This window comes from Acidovorax sp. AC410, assembly GCF_979253235.1.
On the sequence record NZ_CEEDCG010000001.1, the window covers coordinates 4,218,323 to 4,234,530 of the forward strand.

Below are 16,208 nucleotides of genomic sequence, written 5' to 3' on the forward strand. Positions count from 1 at the left end.
TTGGGCAGGCGTCGGGTTCCGCCTGCCTGGTGCCACCGAGGTGTCAGTACGCGTCCAGCACCGCGCCCTTGCTCGCGCTCGATGCGTTGAAAGCGAACTTGGCCTGCACGCCGCGGGTGTAGCGCGGGGCGGGGGCCGTCCAGGCGGCGCGGCGCTTGGCGATTTCTTCTTCGCTCACGTTCAGCTCCAGCAGCAACTGGCGCGCGTCGATGGTGATGCTGTCGCCTTCGTTGACAAAGGCAATCGTGCCGCCAGCGGCGGCCTCGGGCGCCACGTGGCCGACCACCATGCCCCAGGTGCCGCCGGAGAAGCGGCCGTCGGTGATGAGGCCCACGCTTTCACCCAGGCCGGCACCGATGAGTGCGCCGGTGGGGGCCAGCATTTCGGGCATGCCGGGGCCGCCCTTGGGGCCCAGGTAGCGCAGCACCATCACGTCGCCGGCCTTGATCTTGCCAGCCAGGATGGCTTCCAGGGCCGATTGCTCGTCGTCGAACACGCGGGCCGGGCCGGTGATGACGGGGTTCTTGAGGCCCGTGATCTTGGCCACGGCGCCTTCGGGGCTGAGGTTGCCCTTCAGGATGGCCAGGTGGCCCTGGGCGTACATGGGCTTGTCGATGCCGCGGATCACGTCCTGGCCGGCACGGGGCACATCGGGCACGTCCTTGAGCACTTCGGCAATGGTCTTGCCGCTGATGGTGATGCAGTCGCCGTGCAGCAGGCCAGCGTTGAGCAGCACCTTCATCACTTGCGGGATGCCGCCTGCGCGGTGCAGGTCCACGGCCAGGTACTTGCCGCTGGGCTTCAAATCGCACAGCACGGGGGTCTGCTTGCGGATGCGCTCGAAGTCGTCGATGCTCCACTCCACGCCCGCCGTGTGGGCGATGGCCAGGAAGTGCAGCACGGCGTTGGTGGAGCCGCCGGTGGCCATGATCACGGCCACGGCGTTCTCGATGGCCTTCTTGGTCACGATGTCGCGGGGTTTCAAGTCCATCTTGATGGCTTCGATCAGCACCTTGGCCGATTCCTTGGCCGAGTTCATCTTCTCGTCGTGCGGGTTGGCCATGGTGGACGAGTAGGGCAGGCTGATGCCCAGGGCCTCGAAGGCGCTGGACATGGTGTTGGCGGTGTACATGCCGCCGCACGAGCCGGTGCCGGGGATGGCGCGCTTTTCGATCTCCTTGAGGTCGAAGTCGCTGAGCTTGCCGGCGGCGTTCTCGCCCACGGCCTCGAACACGCTCACGATGTTCAGGTCCTTGTCCTGGTAGCGGCCCGGCAGGATGGTGCCGCCGTAGACATAGATGGCGGGCACGTTGGCGCGCAGCATGCCCATCAGGCCGCCAGGCATGTTCTTGTCGCAGCCGCCGACCACCAGCACGCCGTCCATCCACTGGCCGCCGACGCAGGTCTCGATGCAGTCGCTGATGACTTCGCGGCTGACCAGGCTGTACTTCATGCCTTCGGTGCCCATGGCCATGCCGTCCGAGATGGTGGGCGTGCCGAACACCTGGGCGTTGCCGCCCGCTTCCTCGATGCCGGCGATGGCCGCGTCGGCCAGCTTCTGCAGGCCGCTGTTGCAGGGGGTGATGGTGCTGTGGCCGTTGGCCACGCCGACCATGGGCTTGACGAAGTCGCCTTCCTCGTAGCCCATGGCGTAGTACATGGAGCGGTTGGGCGCACGCGACTTGCCTTGCGTGATGTTGGCGCTGCGGTGGTTGATGGGCTGGATCGGGATGGTCTTGCTGTCTGCCATGGCGGTTTTCCTGGTGGGGGAGTCGTTGTTGTAGGGGAGGACAGCGCAGCGTTCCACGTGTCCCATGCTTTCGGCTTGCAAGTATGCGAGGTTTGGCGCTGCGTTTCCAATCCCTTTCGTCTGCTCCATTAATATATAAAACATATGAAAGAGACATTCATCGACGTGCGCGCCTGGCGCCAGTTCGTCGCTGTGGCCGAAGAACTGCACTTTGGCCGCGCCGCGATCCGCCTGCACATGACGCAGCCGCCGCTGACCCAGGCGATTGCGCAGATGGAGCGCTCGCTGGGCGTGATGCTGTTCGACCGCACGCGCCGGCGTGTGGCGCTGACCCCGGCGGGCGAGGCCCTGCTGCCCGACGTGCGCGACTTTCTGGAGCGCGCGCAGGCACTGCCTGTGCGGGCGCGGGCCGCCGCCGCGGGCGAGGTGGGGCGGGTGCGGCTGGCCTTTGTCTCCACCATCGGCTTCGAGCGGCTGCCCGAGTGGGTGCGCGATTTTCGCGTGCTGTGCCCGCAGGTGGCGCTGGAGCTGGTGGAAGCCACGGGCGACGTGCAGCGCGCGCTGTTCGCGCGCGGCGAGCTCGATGGCGGGCTGGTGCTGCATTCGCCCGGCGCGGCCCCGCCGGAGCTGGCGCGCCTGGCGGTGGCCGAAGAACCCCTGGTGCTGGCGCTGCCCGCAAGCCACCCGCTGGCCGGTGTGCCGCGCCTGGACCTGGCGCAGGTGCTGGCCGAGCCGCTGGTGATCTTTCCGCGCCGCATCGTGCCTTCGCTGCACGATGCGATCTTCGCGCTGTACCACGCGGCCGGCCGCGTGCCCGTGGTGGCACAGGAAGCGATCCAGATGCAGACCATCGTCAACCTGGTGTGGGGCGGGCTGGGCGTGGCCTGGGTGCCCGAGAGCGTGACCCAGTTTCGCCGCGAGGGGGTGGTGTACCGCGCTGCGGATGCTTTCGGGCCTGCTCCGCGCAAGGCGCGGACCAAGGCGGCGAAAGCGCCTGCCGAGTCGCTGCTGCCCGTGTGCGAGACCAGCCTGGTCTGGCCCGCCGGGCTGAACAACCCGGCGCTGGCGCGGTTTGTCGACTTCGTGCGCGAGCGCTCGAAGACCGCTTAGCCTGCCGCGACCTGCGCTGCGCGCCCGCGCACGAACAGCAGCCCCGCCGCAATGGCCAGCAGCGGCAGCGCCACGGCGTTGATGGCTGTCCAGCCCACGCCAGTCAACAATGCGCCCGAGGCAAAGGACATCATCGCCGCCACGATGCCGTTGGCCAACTGCATCAGTGCCTGCGCCTGGCCGCGCTCGTCGGCGGCATGGCTTTCGGACAGCAGCGTGGTGCCCGATATCACCATCAGATTCCAGCCCGTGCCCAGCAGGAAGGAGCTGGCCAGGAACTCGGTGAACGACAGGCCCGACAGTGCCACCACCGCGCTGGCCGCCAGGCACAGCGCGCCTGCGGTGGCCACGCGCCGGCTGCCGAAGCGGTCCACCAGCGCCCCTGAAAACAGCGCAGGCGCGAACATGCCGATCACATGCCATTGGATGACCTGCGCGGCGGATGCGGCCGAGAAGCCGCAGACCTCCATCGCCAGCGGCGTGGCGTTCATCACCAGGATCATCAGGCCATGGCCGATGGCCGTCATCACCACTGCCGCGCGCAGGCCGGGGCGGGCCAGCAGCCCGCGCATGGCCGCCATGCCGCCTGCGGCCGGCCTGGGCGCCACGCCCTCGCGCAACCGCGCCATCACCACCCAGCCCAGCGCGGCCAATGCCGCAATGGCGAGATAGGCCCCCGCGAGCGGTGTGGCCAGCAGGTTGCGCGACCACAGCGCCAGCGGTGGCGCGAACACGGCCGCGCACAGGCCGCCGGCTACCACGCAGGCGGCGGCGCGGCCTTTCTGCTGCGCGCCCACCGCCTCCAGGGCGGCATAGGTGTAGTAGCCCGAGGATGCCTGGTAGGCGCCGATGGCCAGCGTGCCCGCGCAGAAGACGGCAAAGCTGCCCCACTGCACCCCCGCCATGCTGATGAGGCCGCCCGCCACACCGCACAGCGCGCCGGCCTGCAGCCCCGCACGCCGGCCGTGGCGCTGCATGAACAGCGACAGCGGCTGCACCGACAGCAGGTTGCCTAGCACCAGCAGTGCCAGCGGCAAGGTGGCCAGCGCCGGCCAGGGCGCCAGCCGCGCGCCGACGATGGAGGTCAGCGTGATGCCGATGATGGAGCAGCCCCAGTACAGGGCCTGGCCAGCGAACAGCAGGCGAACGGAGGCATTGCGCAGAAGCAGCATGGGCGGGGCTTTCGGTGGTGCGCCGTATCTGGCGCGGAGGAAAAGTGGTCAGTCCAGAAGTGCGCCGGCACCAAAGCGCTGCGCATACGCCTGCGGGCTCACGGCGCGGTGCTTGTGAAAACTGCGGCGCAGGTTCTCGGGGTGCTCGAAGCCGCACAGCCGGGCCACGGTGGAAACCGATGCCTGGGCCTGCGCGAGCAGGGTGGAGGCGGCCTCCACCCGCACGCGCTCCACGTAGCGGCCCGGCGTGGTGCCCAGCTCGCGCTGGAACACGCGGGTGAGCGTGCGCGGCGGCATGCAGGCCTGCCCGGCCAGGGCATCGAGCGACAGGTCGCCGCCCAGTTGCGAGGGAATCCATTCAAGCAGGGCCGCCAGCCGGGGCGCATGCCGGGTCTCGGGTGCCAGCAGGGCGCTGAACTGCGCCTGCCCGCCCGGGCGGCGCATGAACATCACCAGCCGCCGCGCCACGGCCAGGGCCATGGGCCGGCCGAGGTCCGCCTCCACCAGCGCCAGGGCCAGGTCGATGCCGGCCGTGACGCCGGCCGAGGTGAAGACATGGCCGTACACGGGGTGGGCCGCATCGTAGGTGTGCAGGCAGTCCTCGTCTACCTGCACGGCGGGGTAGTCCTGGCGCATGCTGTCCATGCGGCACCAGTGGGTGGTGGCGCGCAGGCCGTCGAGCAGGCCGGCCTGGGCCAGCAGCAGGGCGCCCGAGCAGACCGAGCCCAGGCGGCGCACCTGGGGCGCGGCACGGCGCAGCCACTGCTGCATGGCGGTGTGGCCCAACTGGTCGGCCACGCCATCGCCGCCTGCCACCAGCACGGTGTCCAGGCCCGCAGGGTCGGTATCGGCCCAGCTGCCATCGGCCACCAGCGCAAAGCCGGCCGAGGTGGTGACGGGCCCCGGCACCTCGGCCAGCAGGTGCAGCGCATACGCCGGCGGCAGGCCATGGCCGCTGCGCTCGGCGTTGGCCGAGCCGAAGACCTGCATGGGGCCGATCACGTCCAGGCTCATCACGCCGGGATAGACCAGGCAGGCAATGGTGCGGGTGGGGTAGGGCATGCCGCGAGTGTCGCCCTTCATGCGGGTGGCTGCAAGGACAATGGGCCCACAGATCTGGCCACACGCCGCGGGACGCGATTTTGCACAGGCGCGGCACCGCAGGCGCCGATTGCCGCTGCCCACGGTGGATTGTCAAAAATCCATAATTTGCTGGTCATCGCTGCCACACAGGCGCTATCCTGCCCACAGATGGGGCCGGCAAGCGGGGCCCGCACCCCGGCCTGAGCTGGTCCATTGCACGCCTTGAGGAGACTGTGAATGCCTTTTCCCTTGCGGTTTCCCCGAGAGATGGCGTGCTTCCTGAAAGCCGCGCAACTGCTGGGCACCATCCAGGGTGACCCGGGGCGGGTGGGCCTGGTCCTCGAACTCCAGAAACTGCTCATCCGCCGCATCGCCAGATCGGAGCTGAGCCACAGCCGCCTGCAGGACGCCAGGCTCCGCCTCAAGCAGCGCCTGGTGAGAGAGCGGCTGATCGGAGAGAAGGCGCGCGAGACGAAAGAGCTGGTCCTGAAAATCCAGGACCGCTGTGACGCGCTGGAACATCTGCGCTTTCTGTACCGCTGCTTTGGCGATGGCATTGCGGCGACCTACCATCCGCCCCAACGCCACCGGTACTTCTACTTTGCGCAGCGAACCCAGGGCAAGGAACGCGCGGGACTCATCTCCCGGCAGGAAACGTTTCGCAGGCGGTACCGGGCCCTGAGGCTGGGCACCGGCATGGGCATCCCCGTTGTCCTGGCCGATGTGACGAACATGGTGGGGCAAGGCGATATCTGTGTTCTGGCGGGCAGTGAACCGCAGCCCGTGGAGCTGAAATCGTTCGTGCAACGCGGTCGCCCAGAAAAGCTCCTGGACGAGGAACTGCGGCGCACCATGCAGCTTCTGGCAGGCGCTGGTCCGGCGGAATTTCACGGCGCACGCAATACGCCGCCGCCGGAAATCCACCACGCGACAGCCCATGCAGAGCACCTGAATACCTGTGTGCAGCAGGCCATGCAATCGGGTATCGCGCAGGTCTTTCCGGAAGAGGGCCTGCGCTACGTGGCAATCCGCACGGACCACTACCAGGGCAACCCGGGTTGCCTGCGTGCGCTCAAGGGCATGGTATCGAAGTCGCTGATGTCGATACAGGTGGCGCCCGAAATGGCCTGGGTGCCGATGCAGCCGTTCACCCTGTCAATGACTGCTGAAAATGCCGTGCTGTTCATGCAGGGGGCCTTTCAGCTCTTTGTCTGCATCGACTTGAAGGTACTGGTGTCCCACTTCGCATCGCTCGGGGTGCATGCCATTGCCTTGATGGACGGGGTGACGGCGCTGCAGATTTCCAACGACCCCGAGGACTCTGGGCCGGGGTCCTACCGCGTCAGTGAGGTCATCTTTCAACGCATCTCCTGCGAGTTCATTGCGCTGCGCAGTTTTGCCCAGGAAATGGCGGGGATGCTGGAGCCGGCAGACGCCCCTGGACTTCAGGATACCGGTGACCGGGATCTGCTTTTTGCGCCACCAGCGCCTGAGTGGGACGAGGCGCGGCACTACTACGACGAAGAGGGCCCGCGCCTGCATTGAGTGGACGCCAGAACTGGCCGGTGGGACCGGATGTACGGGCGTCCTCCTTGCCTGCACCCGGCGCCGGGCGCGCGAGTTCCGTGGGGGCTCGCTCAGGTGGAGGTTTGCGACTGCAGGTAGTTCTGCAGACCAATCTTGTCGATCAGGCCGATCTGCTTTTCCAGCCAGTAGGCGTGGTCTTCCTCGGTGTCGCGCAGCTGGGCCAGCAGCAGGTCGCGGCTCACGTAGTCGCCCACGCTTTCACACAGGGCCATGCCGTTTTGCAGGGCGGCGCGCACTTCGTACTCGGTGGCCAGGTCCTTGCGCAGCATCTCGGGCACGGTTTCGCCGGGCGTGAACTCCTTGGGCCGCATGTCGGGGCGGCCACCCAGGAAGAGGATGCGGCGCAGCAGCGCGTCGGCGTGCTGGGTTTCTTCCTGCATCTCGTGGTCCAGGCGGGTGTAGAGCTCGATGAAGCCCTGGTCTTCGTAAATGCGCGAGTGCGCGAAATACTGGTCGCGCGCGGCCAGTTCGCCGCGCAGCAGATCCTTGAAGTAGTCGATGACTTGTGGGTTTCCCTGCATGTTTTTATCCTTGAATTCTGGAAGGGAGTATCGCGCGGACGAAGGCGTTTGGGCGGAATGTCCCCCACTGTGCGCTCTGCATGCGTACCGGCATCAGACGCGTTCTCATTGAAGGGCCGAGAGGTTGCCCTGTGCCCCTTGTCAACGCCGGATGGGGGCGCGGTACTCGACCAGCGCGCGGGCTTCGCTGGCCGTGGCTGCCGCCGCCAGGCGTGGCAGCACGATCTGCGTGAGATCGTGCGCGACCAGCGCTGCAAGGTCCTGCGTGCTGTGCATTTCCAGGCGGTACCAGTGGTCCAGGCCATGGGTGAGGTAGCCCATGCGCCCGCCCGCGATCCACATGGCAGGGTCGTCGCACCAGAAGTCTGCCTGCGTTGCCGGGGCCAGGCGCTGGAACGACAGGTTGCCGGCGAACCCGAACGAATCCTCGCCGTTGCTTCGGCTGCCCTCGCAGGTCAGGTACTGGAAGACCTCGCCCAAGGGCCGCCGAAAGCTTTGCTGCCCCTTTGCCTCGAAACCTGCGGCCTTGAGCGTCGGCGCGATGGTGTGGCGCAGCAACTGCTTGAACTCGGCCTTGAAGTCGCGGGGGGTGTCCATGTGCGCATGGTAGCGGCGAGAAGCCCCCTGGCCCACCCTGCATCAGGGCTTTCATGGGGGCTTGCACCGGGCCGGGCACAATACCGCCCAAATGCTGACCTACCCCCAAATCGATCCCATCGCCCTGCAAGTGGGCCCGCTGGCCATCCACTGGTATGGCCTGACCTACCTGGCGGCCTTCGGGCTGTTCATGCTGCTGGGCATCGCGCGGCTGCGGCACCAGCCGTTCGCCTCCATCACCGGGCCGGGCGCGTGGACGCGCAAGGACGTGGAGGACATCCTCTTCCTGGGCGTGGCGGGCGTGGTGATCGGCGGGCGGGTGGGCTACTGCCTGTTCTACAAGCCCGGCTATTACCTGAGCCACCCGCTGGAGATCTTCTACGTGTGGCAGGGCGGCATGGCCTTCCATGGCGGGCTGCTGGGCGTGATCGTCTCCATGCTGTGGTTTGCCCACTCGCGCAAGCGCCCCTGGCTGCAGGTGGCCGACTTCGTGGCGCCCTGCGTGCCCACGGGCCTGGCGGCAGGCCGCGTCGGCAACTTCATCAACGGCGAACTCTGGGGCCGCTTTGCCAGCCCCGACCTGCCCTGGGGCATGGTGTTCCCGCAAAGCGGCTCGATGCTGCCGCGCCACCCCTCGCAGGTCTACCAGTTCCTGCTGGAGGGGCTGCTGCTGTTCGTGCTGCTGTGGCTGTACGCGCGGCGCGAGCGCCGTGAGGGCCAGGTGGCCGCCGCCTTTTTGATTGGCTACGGTGCCTTCCGCTTCATTGCCGAGTATTTCCGCGAGCCCGATGCGCACCTGGGCATCCTCTCGCTGGGCATGAGCATGGGCCAGTGGCTGTGCGTGCCCATGGTCGTGGCCGGCATTGCGATGTGGCTGTGGGCCGCCAGGCGCGAGGGCGGCACGCCTGCGCTCACCACATCCAAGTCCTGAGCTACGCCGGACGCCGATGTCCGTCACCCGCCGCCAGCTCCTCCTGGCCAGCGCTGCGGCATCGCCGCTGCTGGCATCGTGTGCCACGGACTTCATGCGCTACCGAAACCAGCCGGTGGCCGAAGTGGCTTCCAGCCTGGGCGTGTGCGCGGCGGCGTATGCCACGCTGCAGGCGGGCCGCGTGCAGGAGACCGTGGTGGCAGGAACCTGTGGTGCGGCACCCGACGCGGTGTTCCAGGCCGCTTCGCTGACCAAGCCCGTCGTCGCTTATGCCGCGCTGCGCCTGGTGCTGGCCGGGCAGCTGGACTTGCAAGCGCCCGTCTCGCACTACCTGCCGCAAGGCTATCTGCACTACCAGCATGTGCTGCGGCGCGCCTCGGGCGACGCCAGCGACACCGTGCCCGCCAGCACGCTGGCCCGCATCCCGGTGGCCGCCTTGCTCAACCACACCTCGGGCCTGCCCAACTGGACCAGCGGTGCGCTGGTGCCGGGCTTTGACCCCGGCCAGCGCTGGCGCTATTCGGGGGAAGGCTATGTGCTGCTGCAGACCGTGATGGAGGCCGTCACCGGCGTGCCCATCGCACCGTGGATGGACGCGCAGGTCTTTGCGCCGCTGGGCATGCGCGATTCCAGCCTGGTCTGGAAAGCCACCTATGAAGGCCGGGCCGTGCATGCCCATGGCGGCGCCGGCGGCATGCGCTGGAACCTGGCCGTGGCCGCCGCATCGCTGTACACCACGGCGGGCGACTTCGCGCGCCTGTTGGCCGCTTTCGTGGCCGATGAGCGGCTGCTGGCGCTGGCCTTGTCCGCCCCCGTGGTGGCCGACAAGGCGCTGGGGCTGGAATGGGGCTACGGCTGGGGCATCGAGCGCACGCCGGCCGGCCCCATGCTCTGGCAGTGGGGCAACAACCCGGGCTTTCGCAACTTCGCCATGGTCTCGCCCGGCTCGGGCGACGGCTTCGTGCTGCTGACCAACAGCGACCGGGGCATGGCCCTGGCCGTGCCGCTGGCGCAGCGGGTGCTGCCGGTGGAGCACCCGGTGTTCAGGTCTTCCCTGTTGGGATAGCGCTTTGGCTCAGGCCAGCGGCTTGCGCATCAGCGCCAGGTACTGGCCCTGGATATAGTCGTCGATGCGCGCGTACTCGGCGTAGCCCTGCTTGAGGTAAAAAGCCCGTGCCTGCCACTCGAAGGTTTCGAGCTTGGCGTTTTTTGCACCCAGTGCCTTGCCCTGGGCTTCGGCCATGCCCAGCAGGCGTGCGCCCAGGCCCTGGCCGCGCTGGTCCTCGGCCACCCACAGCACATCGGTCTGCAGCCAGTAGACGAACACATAGGAGCGGATGCCTGCCACCAGCCGGCCGTGGAGATCGCGCACGTCCAGCCGCACCGGCTGCACCTGCGGGTATTCGCCCACGGTGCGGTAGTTGAATTCGCGCATGTGCTTTCCAAGGGTTCCCGCCTGCAGGTCTTCGGGGGAGGGTGGGGCGAAGGTGTAGGAATAGGCCATGGATGCAGGGGGCGGGCTGAATGGGGCGGCGATTATGCCGGCAGTTCGGCCGCTTGCTCTATGGAACCTGCCTCCCCCAGCCAGGCCTGCACCTGCCCGCGTATGCCGTCCAGCACCGGGTTGGGCGCGCGCGCCACGCGCTGCACCCAGGCGATGTGCGATTGCAGCCCTTGCGTCGGTATGTCCAGCGCAACCAATCGGCCCTGTGCCAGCAAAGGGGCAGCCGGAGCCACGATGCCCAGGTAGACGGCATCCGTGTGGCTGACCACGTCCAGCAGGTCGGCCACCGATTCGCTGCCCAGGGTGATCAATGTGTCGGGGTGGGCCTGCAGGCCCAGGCGCTGCACCAGCAGCCGTCCCATGGCCGCGCTCATGCCGGTGCAGGCCACGGCAAATTCCGTGAGGTCGGCAAATCGCACGGGGTGCCGCTGCGCCAGGGGGTGGCCGGGCCGCACCAGAACCCCGGTGGGCAACTCGGCCAGTGTGTGCACTTCCAGGTCGGCGTGGGCACCGGGGAGGGAGCGCAGGTCCATCACCAGCGCATCCAGCGCGCGGTCGCGCAGGGCCTGTATCTGTTGCGCCTGGGGTCCGCCGCTCAGCTGCAGGCGCATGTGGCCTGCTTGCCCGGCCGCCATGTGCAGCAGGCGGCGGCCCAGCAGGGCATGGGGCGTGGCAGTCATCCCCAGGCGCACGGAGCCCGCTTCGCCGCTGACATGGTGGCGCACCACCTGGTGCAGCTCGTCGGCCTGGGCCACCACCTGGCGCGCGTGTTCGAGCACGGTGCGGCCGATGGGCGTGAGCGCATTGCGCTGGCCGCTGCGCTCGACCAGTGCAGCGCCCAGGTGGGCCTCCAGCATGGCGATGCTGCGGCTGAAGGCGGCCTGCGAGCGCCGCGTGCTGTCGGCCGCGCGGGTGAAGCTGCCGCTGTCGGCCAGGGCAATGAAGTGGCGCAACTGGGCGATGGTGGTGCTCATGCGAAAAATCGAACGAAACGACTTGAATTATGCATTGGACGAAAATTTCGTTACCGACTTAGGATGGCTTTCAATGCTCCCTACCTGAAGAGAAAGACGCGACCGACATGATCAAGAAATTCCTGCTGGGGCTGCTGGCCCTGGTGTTGCTGCTGGCTGTGGCCCTGGGCGTCAACACAGCGCGCAAAGGCTCGCGCCAGCTGGAGGTGGCGCCGATTGCCAAACTGCCGGTGGACGATGCCGCCGTGGCCGGCCGCCTGGCCGAAGCAGTGCGCCTGCGCACCGAGTCCTCGCGCGACGATGCCAACCTCAGCGCCGGCCAGTTCCTGCAGTTCCACGCCTTGCTGCAGCAGCGCTTTCCGCTGGTACATGCCAAGCTCAAGCGTGAGGTGGTGGGCGATTTGAGCCTGCTCTACACCTGGCCCGGCAGCGATGCCAATGCCGCCCCGGTGATGCTGATGGCCCACCAGGACGTGGTGCCCGTGGCCCCGGGCACCGAGGGCGACTGGGAGCAGCCCCCGTACTCGGGTGCCATCCAGGGCGGCTTCGTCTGGGGCCGCGGCTCCTGGGACGACAAGGGCAACCTCATGAGCCAGCTCGAAGCGGTGGAGATGCTGCTGGCCAGCGGTTTTGTGCCCCAGCGCACCATCTACCTGGCCTTCGGGGCTGACGAGGAAGTGGGAGGCCTGCGCGGCGCGGCCAAGATCGCCGCGCTGCTGCAGGAGCGCAAGGTGCGCCTGGATTTCGTGATCGACGAAGGCCTCTTGATCCTGGACGGCGTGATGCCCGGGCTGTCCAAGCCGGCCGCCGTCATCGGCGTGGCCGAGAAGGGCTACATGTCGGTGGTGATGAAGATGTCGGGCACGCCCGGCCATTCGTCCATGCCGCCGCACAAGGGCAGCAGCGCCATCGCCATGATGAGCGACGCGCTCAAGCGCCTGGACGAGGAGCAGATGCCCGGCGGCATCCGCGGCGTGGCGGGCGAGCTGTTCGATACGCTGGCGCCCGAGATGGGCGGCGTGAACCGTGTGGTGCTGTCCAACCTGTGGCTGTTCCGCCCCGTGGTGCAAAAGCAGCTCGAAGGGGCTTCGAGTACCAACGCCATGCTGCGCACCACCACGGCGCTGACCATCGTGAACGCCGGCAACCGCGACAACGTGGTGCCCGGCCGCGCCGAGGCCACGGTCAACTTCCGCCTGCTGCCTGGCGACAGCAAGGAGCAGGTGATGGAGCACATGCGCAGCAAGATCAGCGCGCCCACGGCGCAATACGAGCTGAGCCCGCTTCCCGGCGCGGTGGACGCCTCCAAGGTCGCACCCACCGATTCCACCCAGTACCGCCTGCTCAACCAGACCATCCGCGAGATCTTTCCCGACGTGCTGGTGGCCCCGGGCCTGATGGTGGCGGGCACCGACTCGCAGCACTACGGCGCCGTCAGCGACCACATCTTCAAGTTCTCGCCGGTGCGCGCGAACTCCGAGGACCTCAAGCGCTTTCATGGCACCAACGAGCGCCTGGAGATTGCCAACTACGCGGACGCGATCCGCTTTTACCACCGCCTGATCGGGCAGGTCAGCCAGGCGGGCGCCAAGCCCTGATTCGACCTTTTCAGGGGCAGGCCAACTGGTCCATGGCTTCGCGCGTGAGCCGGTAGCTCAGCCGATCGGCCACGCGCACCGCGCCCAGGCTGTCGTAGAAGGCGATGCCGCTGGTGTTGGACTCCTTCACATTCCAATCCATGCGGCCGCAGCCTGCGCTGGCCGCGTAACGGGCCACCCAGGCCATCAGCGCGCGGCCTGTGCCCTGGCCTCGGGCGCTCGCGCTGACGAACAACTCCTTGACCATGCACTGCAGCCGGTGCCCGGGGCTGGGGTCCACCAGCGAGTGCAGGAAAACGATGGCTGCAAAGCCCAGGGCCTTGCCCGCCGCATCGCCGGCCACCACCAGATGCAGAGTCGAGCCGGGCGCGAGCAGGTGGTCGCGCAGATGCGCATGCACGGCTTCGCGCGGGGCAGCGGCCACGCCAGCATCGGCGTAGTAGGCATTGAGCTCGCAAAACAGGTCGATCAGCGATGCATGCGGACTGTCTGCGAATGCGATGTGCAGCGCTGGGGCAGGGCCCATGCAGCGGTCAGGGGAAGAAGCGCTGGAGCGCATCTTCGAAGGCCGGAAGGTCGGCGCCGACGTGGGTGGTGTTGTATTCCGCCCGGAGCAGCGTCAGCCCCGGATTGGTTTGTGCGGCCATCTGCGCATACAGCGGATTGCCGATGAGCACTGTGTTGCCGGCGCTCGCACCCGTTAGGAACAGCGTGGCGGGCAGGGGTTTGCCATCGAGCTGCTTTTCGAATGCGAGGAAGCTCGCCACGTCCCCGTGGGCACCCACGCTGGATTCGGTCGAGAGGTAGTGCGAGAAGCTTGGCGCACCGGCCTGGCCCTCCAGCACCAGCGCCGCGACAACGAAATAACCGCCATGCGACAGGCCCGACAGCGCCCGGCGCTTGGGATCCGCACGGTACTGGCGCTCGATGGTCGGGGCGAGTTCCTTGGTGATGAAATTCAGGTACCTGGTAGCGCCAGGCAGCAGGAAGTCGTTGCCCCGCTGGGCCGTACCGCCGATGCCGACCAGGATGGCCTGAGTGCCTCGGCGTTGCATCACCTGCTTGAAGGTGTCGAAACGCGAGATGGCCGTGTTGCTGAACGAAGCCACGCCATACGGGGCATCGCCTTCGGTCGCGTAGATCACCGGCAGCGCGTTGGTCCCCGTGGCGTACGACTGTGGCAGGAACACCTGGATGGCATAGGTGGAGCCGACCGATTCGGATCGGAGCGACGAATTGATGACCTGCCCCACCGTTTCGGCCGGGGCCGGTGGTGGGGTGTCGTCGCCACCACCGCCTCCGCATGCGCTCAGCGCGGCGGCTGCGGCCAAAGTGATCAGCGCGCTGCGCCGGCCCATGGGGATGTTCGGGTGCGTTCTTCCTGGCATGCGGGGGGCTCCTCCTGTCGGGCCATTGTAGGGAGGGTTGCAGAAATGCGCTGGCATCCCGCCGCACGGATGCCCCGCCCGGCTCAGAACCGCGCCAGGTCCAGGTCCGCGATCAGCGTGGTCTCCACCGGGCGCCAGCCCAGGCGCTGCTGCGTGAGCGCGCTGGAGGCCGGGCTGTGCATGCCGGCAAAGCGGGCCAGCCACCCGAAATGCTGCTGTGCGCCGCTGGCCGGCACCGAGACCACGGGCAGCTTCAGGCCGCGGCCGATGGATTCGGCAATCGCCCTGAGGGCCACGCCCTGCTCGCCCACCGCGTGGTAGCGGGCACCGCGCACGCCTTGCTCCAGCACCAGCCGGTACAGGCAGGCGGCATCGAGCACATGCACGGCGGGCCAGCGGTTGGCGCCCTCGTCCAGATAGGCCACGACGCCTTTTTCGCGCGCCAGCGCGATCAGGTAGGTGATGAGCCCCTGCTTGAACGGGTCGTGTACCTGCGGCAGGCGCACCACGCAGGCATGCACACCCTGCTGCGCCAGGGCCGCGGCAGCCTCCTCCGAGGCGCTGCGCGGCACGCCCGCGCTGCTGGGAACGGGCGCATCCTCCTCGGTGCCCACGCCGCCTGTGCCCAGCAGCGTCATGCCGGTGGTCACGAGCAAAGGCCGGTCGCTGCCCGCGAGCTCTGCGCCCAGCGTGGCGATGACCTGCCGGTCGGCCTCGCAGTTGGCTGCATAGGTGGAAAAGTCGTGGTTGAACGCCGTGTGGATCACGCCGTCGGCATGGGCGACGCCGCGGCGCAGGCTGGGGAGGTCGTCGAGGGAGCCGCGGTGTACCTCGGCGCCCACGGCGGCCAGGCGCTCAGCGCCTTCGTCCGAGCGGGCCAGGCCCAGCACGCTGTGGCCGGCATCGATCAGCTCGTTGACGACGGCCGTTCCGACGAAACCGGTCGCGCCGGTCACGAATACTCGCATGGTGATGTCCTTGCTGGTCAAAAGAAGAGAGGAAAGGACGGCAGTGTCACCACGCGGCTTATCCGGGTAAAGTAGTGTTCTTATACGGGTATAGGCGATAACAGGAAGGACCCCCTCTCGATGCCGGACACCAAGGACAACGCGCTGGGCGACTACCTGCGCGACCGCCGCACGCGCATGGACGCCGCGGCGCTGGGCTTTCCGCTCGCGCGCCGGCGCACGCCGGGCCTGCGCCGCGAAGAGGTGGCGCAGCGCGCCCACGTCAGCGCCACCTGGTACACCTGGCTGGAGCAGGGGCGGGGAGGGGCACCATCGGCCGATGTGCTGGCGCGCATCGCGCGGGCGCTGATGCTCACCGAGGCCGAGTGCGAATATGTCTTTCTGCTCGCCCTGGGCCGCCCGCCGGAAGTGCGCTTTCAGGACACCGAGGGCGTGACGCCCCGCTTGCAGCGCGTGCTCGACTCGCTCGAAACCAGCCCGGCCTATGTTAAAACCTCCACCTGGGACGTGGTCGCCTGGAACCATGCCTCCACCCGCGTGCTGACCAACTACGGCGCGCTGCCTGCCGGACAGCGCAATATTCTGCGCGTGGTCTTCGGCAGTACGGAGTTGCGCCGCAAGATGCCCAACTGGGCACGCGATTCGCGCTTCGTCGTCGGCGCCTTCCGCGCCGACGTGGCGCGCGCCGGCGCCGCCGCCCATGTGCAGCCCATGGTGGACGAACTGTGCGCGCTCGACCCCGAGTTCCGCGCCCTGTGGCGCGGCAACGATGTGCAGAGCAGCTACGGCGAGCATCCCAAGCACGTGGTGCATCCGGTGGCCGGCCCCATTGACCTGGAGTACTCGGCCTTTGCCGTCGATGGCCGGCCCGACCTGGGCATGGTGGTCTACACCCCGGCCACGCCGCGCGACCTGGCGCGGGTGAAGGCGCTGATCGCGGCGGGCGAGGGCACCAGGGCGGTTGCTGCCCTGCCGGCCGCGAAGCGGCCCCGCCAGTCAGCGCCGGCATAGCCCGCTTCTGAACC

16 protein-coding genes are annotated in these 16,208 nt (G+C 68.2%); 6 read left to right on the forward strand and 10 right to left on the reverse strand.

The window, feature by feature from the left end; all coding sequences use genetic code 11:
- Positions 1-43: 43 nt before the first annotated feature.
- Positions 44-1,750, reverse strand: a complete 1,707-nt coding sequence (gene ilvD, locus AC0IZS_RS19575) for a dihydroxy-acid dehydratase (protein ID WP_471637136.1) — start codon at positions 1,748-1,750, stop codon at positions 44-46.
- Between the two features lie 144 nt (positions 1,751-1,894).
- Between ilvD and AC0IZS_RS19580 the strand changes: the two genes are divergently transcribed.
- A complete protein-coding gene (locus tag AC0IZS_RS19580; RefSeq protein ID WP_471637137.1) occupies positions 1,895-2,860 on the forward strand; it encodes a LysR family transcriptional regulator in 966 nt (321 codons plus the stop codon).
- On the opposite strand, the gene AC0IZS_RS19585 is transcribed toward AC0IZS_RS19580, so the two are convergent.
- Together AC0IZS_RS19585 and AC0IZS_RS19590 are read right to left on the reverse strand one after the other, a co-directional pair.
- Positions 2,857-4,032 carry an MFS transporter gene (locus AC0IZS_RS19585; RefSeq protein WP_471637138.1) on the reverse strand — a complete coding sequence of 392 codons (1,176 nt, stop codon included), beginning with the start codon at positions 4,030-4,032 and terminating at the stop codon, positions 2,857-2,859. The two genes, AC0IZS_RS19580 and AC0IZS_RS19585, sit on opposite strands and share 4 nt — an antisense overlap.
- A gap of 48 nt (positions 4,033-4,080) precedes the next feature.
- Positions 4,081-5,115 carry a GlxA family transcriptional regulator gene (locus tag AC0IZS_RS19590; protein ID WP_471637139.1) on the reverse strand — a complete coding sequence of 345 codons (1,035 nt, stop codon included), beginning with the start codon at positions 5,113-5,115 and terminating at the stop codon, positions 4,081-4,083.
- Between the two features lie 237 nt (positions 5,116-5,352).
- On the opposite strand from AC0IZS_RS19590, the gene AC0IZS_RS19595 reads away from it, so the two are divergent.
- Complete coding sequence (locus AC0IZS_RS19595; RefSeq protein ID WP_471637140.1) at positions 5,353-6,660, forward strand: hypothetical protein; 1,308 nt, start codon at positions 5,353-5,355, stop codon at positions 6,658-6,660.
- Between the two features lie 92 nt (positions 6,661-6,752).
- On the opposite strand, the gene bfr is transcribed toward AC0IZS_RS19595, so the two are convergent.
- Both bfr and AC0IZS_RS19605 read right to left on the reverse strand, forming a co-directional pair.
- Entirely contained in the window at positions 6,753-7,223 is a 471-nt protein-coding gene (gene bfr / locus AC0IZS_RS19600) for a bacterioferritin (protein WP_471637141.1), read from the reverse strand.
- A 141-nt stretch (positions 7,224-7,364) separates the two neighbouring features.
- On the reverse strand, positions 7,365-7,820 hold the full coding sequence (locus AC0IZS_RS19605; RefSeq protein ID WP_471637142.1) for a DUF4304 domain-containing protein: 456 nt from the start codon (positions 7,818-7,820) through the stop codon (positions 7,365-7,367).
- Positions 7,821-7,911: 91 nt separating this feature from the next.
- On the opposite strand from AC0IZS_RS19605, the gene lgt reads away from it, so the two are divergent.
- Positions 7,912-8,751 (forward strand): prolipoprotein diacylglyceryl transferase, encoded by an 840-nt coding sequence (lgt, locus tag AC0IZS_RS19610; protein WP_471637143.1) that lies wholly within the window; start codon positions 7,912-7,914, stop codon positions 8,749-8,751.
- Positions 8,752-8,767: 16 nt separating this feature from the next.
- The gene (locus AC0IZS_RS19615; protein WP_471637144.1) at positions 8,768-9,817 is read left to right on the forward strand and encodes a serine hydrolase domain-containing protein; all 1,050 of its coding nucleotides are present in this window, start codon (positions 8,768-8,770) and stop codon (positions 9,815-9,817) included.
- Positions 9,818-9,826: 9 nt separating this feature from the next.
- Here AC0IZS_RS19615 and AC0IZS_RS19620 read toward each other — a convergent pair whose 3' ends face one another.
- Positions 9,827-10,255, reverse strand: a complete 429-nt coding sequence (locus AC0IZS_RS19620; protein ID WP_057263932.1) for a GNAT family N-acetyltransferase — start codon at positions 10,253-10,255, stop codon at positions 9,827-9,829.
- A 32-nt stretch (positions 10,256-10,287) separates the two neighbouring features.
- Entirely contained in the window at positions 10,288-11,229 is a 942-nt protein-coding gene (locus tag AC0IZS_RS19625; RefSeq protein WP_471637145.1) for a LysR family transcriptional regulator, read from the reverse strand.
- A gap of 107 nt (positions 11,230-11,336) precedes the next feature.
- Between AC0IZS_RS19625 and AC0IZS_RS19630 the strand changes: the two genes are divergently transcribed.
- Positions 11,337-12,827 (forward strand): M20 family peptidase, encoded by a 1,491-nt coding sequence (locus tag AC0IZS_RS19630; protein WP_471637146.1) that lies wholly within the window; start codon positions 11,337-11,339, stop codon positions 12,825-12,827.
- A gap of 10 nt (positions 12,828-12,837) precedes the next feature.
- Here the strand turns inward: AC0IZS_RS19630 and AC0IZS_RS19635 are convergent, their stop codons facing one another.
- From AC0IZS_RS19635 to AC0IZS_RS19645, 3 genes are all read right to left on the reverse strand, one after another.
- Entirely contained in the window at positions 12,838-13,353 is a 516-nt protein-coding gene (locus AC0IZS_RS19635; RefSeq protein WP_471637147.1) for a GNAT family N-acetyltransferase, read from the reverse strand.
- A gap of 7 nt (positions 13,354-13,360) precedes the next feature.
- A complete protein-coding gene (locus tag AC0IZS_RS19640) occupies positions 13,361-14,215 on the reverse strand; it encodes an alpha/beta hydrolase (protein ID WP_471637148.1) in 855 nt (284 codons plus the stop codon).
- Between the two features lie 83 nt (positions 14,216-14,298).
- Positions 14,299-15,183: an SDR family oxidoreductase gene (locus tag AC0IZS_RS19645; RefSeq protein WP_471637149.1), complete on the reverse strand. Its 885-nt coding sequence runs from the start codon at positions 15,181-15,183 to the stop codon at positions 14,299-14,301.
- A 120-nt stretch (positions 15,184-15,303) separates the two neighbouring features.
- On the opposite strand from AC0IZS_RS19645, the gene AC0IZS_RS19650 reads away from it, so the two are divergent.
- Positions 15,304-16,194 carry a helix-turn-helix transcriptional regulator gene (locus AC0IZS_RS19650; RefSeq protein WP_471637150.1) on the forward strand — a complete coding sequence of 297 codons (891 nt, stop codon included), beginning with the start codon at positions 15,304-15,306 and terminating at the stop codon, positions 16,192-16,194.
- Positions 16,195-16,208 lie beyond the last annotated feature (14 nt).

Excerpts from the sequence above, each read along its gene's own strand:
- ilvD (WP_471637136.1), bottom strand. The coding sequence starts at position 1,750 with ATGGCAGACAGCAAGACCATCCCGATCCAGCCCATCAACCACCGCAGC.
- AC0IZS_RS19580 (WP_471637137.1), top strand. The coding sequence starts at position 1,895 with ATGAAAGAGACATTCATCGACGTGCGCGCCTGGCGCCAGTTCGTCGCT.
- AC0IZS_RS19585 (WP_471637138.1), bottom strand. The coding sequence starts at position 4,032 with ATGCTGCTTCTGCGCAATGCCTCCGTTCGCCTGCTGTTCGCTGGCCAG.
- AC0IZS_RS19590 (WP_471637139.1), bottom strand. The coding sequence starts at position 5,115 with ATGAAGGGCGACACTCGCGGCATGCCCTACCCCACCCGCACCATTGCC.
- AC0IZS_RS19595 (WP_471637140.1), top strand. The coding sequence starts at position 5,353 with ATGCCTTTTCCCTTGCGGTTTCCCCGAGAGATGGCGTGCTTCCTGAAA.
- bfr (WP_471637141.1), bottom strand. The coding sequence starts at position 7,223 with ATGCAGGGAAACCCACAAGTCATCGACTACTTCAAGGATCTGCTGCGC.
- AC0IZS_RS19605 (WP_471637142.1), bottom strand. The coding sequence starts at position 7,820 with ATGGACACCCCCCGCGACTTCAAGGCCGAGTTCAAGCAGTTGCTGCGC.
- lgt (WP_471637143.1), top strand. The coding sequence starts at position 7,912 with ATGCTGACCTACCCCCAAATCGATCCCATCGCCCTGCAAGTGGGCCCG.
- AC0IZS_RS19615 (WP_471637144.1), top strand. The coding sequence starts at position 8,768 with ATGTCCGTCACCCGCCGCCAGCTCCTCCTGGCCAGCGCTGCGGCATCG.
- AC0IZS_RS19620 (WP_057263932.1), bottom strand. The coding sequence starts at position 10,255 with ATGGCCTATTCCTACACCTTCGCCCCACCCTCCCCCGAAGACCTGCAG.
- AC0IZS_RS19625 (WP_471637145.1), bottom strand. The coding sequence starts at position 11,229 with ATGAGCACCACCATCGCCCAGTTGCGCCACTTCATTGCCCTGGCCGAC.
- AC0IZS_RS19630 (WP_471637146.1), top strand. The coding sequence starts at position 11,337 with ATGATCAAGAAATTCCTGCTGGGGCTGCTGGCCCTGGTGTTGCTGCTG.
- AC0IZS_RS19635 (WP_471637147.1), bottom strand. The coding sequence starts at position 13,353 with ATGGGCCCTGCCCCAGCGCTGCACATCGCATTCGCAGACAGTCCGCAT.
- AC0IZS_RS19640 (WP_471637148.1), bottom strand. The coding sequence starts at position 14,215 with ATGCCAGGAAGAACGCACCCGAACATCCCCATGGGCCGGCGCAGCGCG.
- AC0IZS_RS19645 (WP_471637149.1), bottom strand. The coding sequence starts at position 15,183 with ATGCGAGTATTCGTGACCGGCGCGACCGGTTTCGTCGGAACGGCCGTC.
- AC0IZS_RS19650 (WP_471637150.1), top strand. The coding sequence starts at position 15,304 with ATGCCGGACACCAAGGACAACGCGCTGGGCGACTACCTGCGCGACCGC.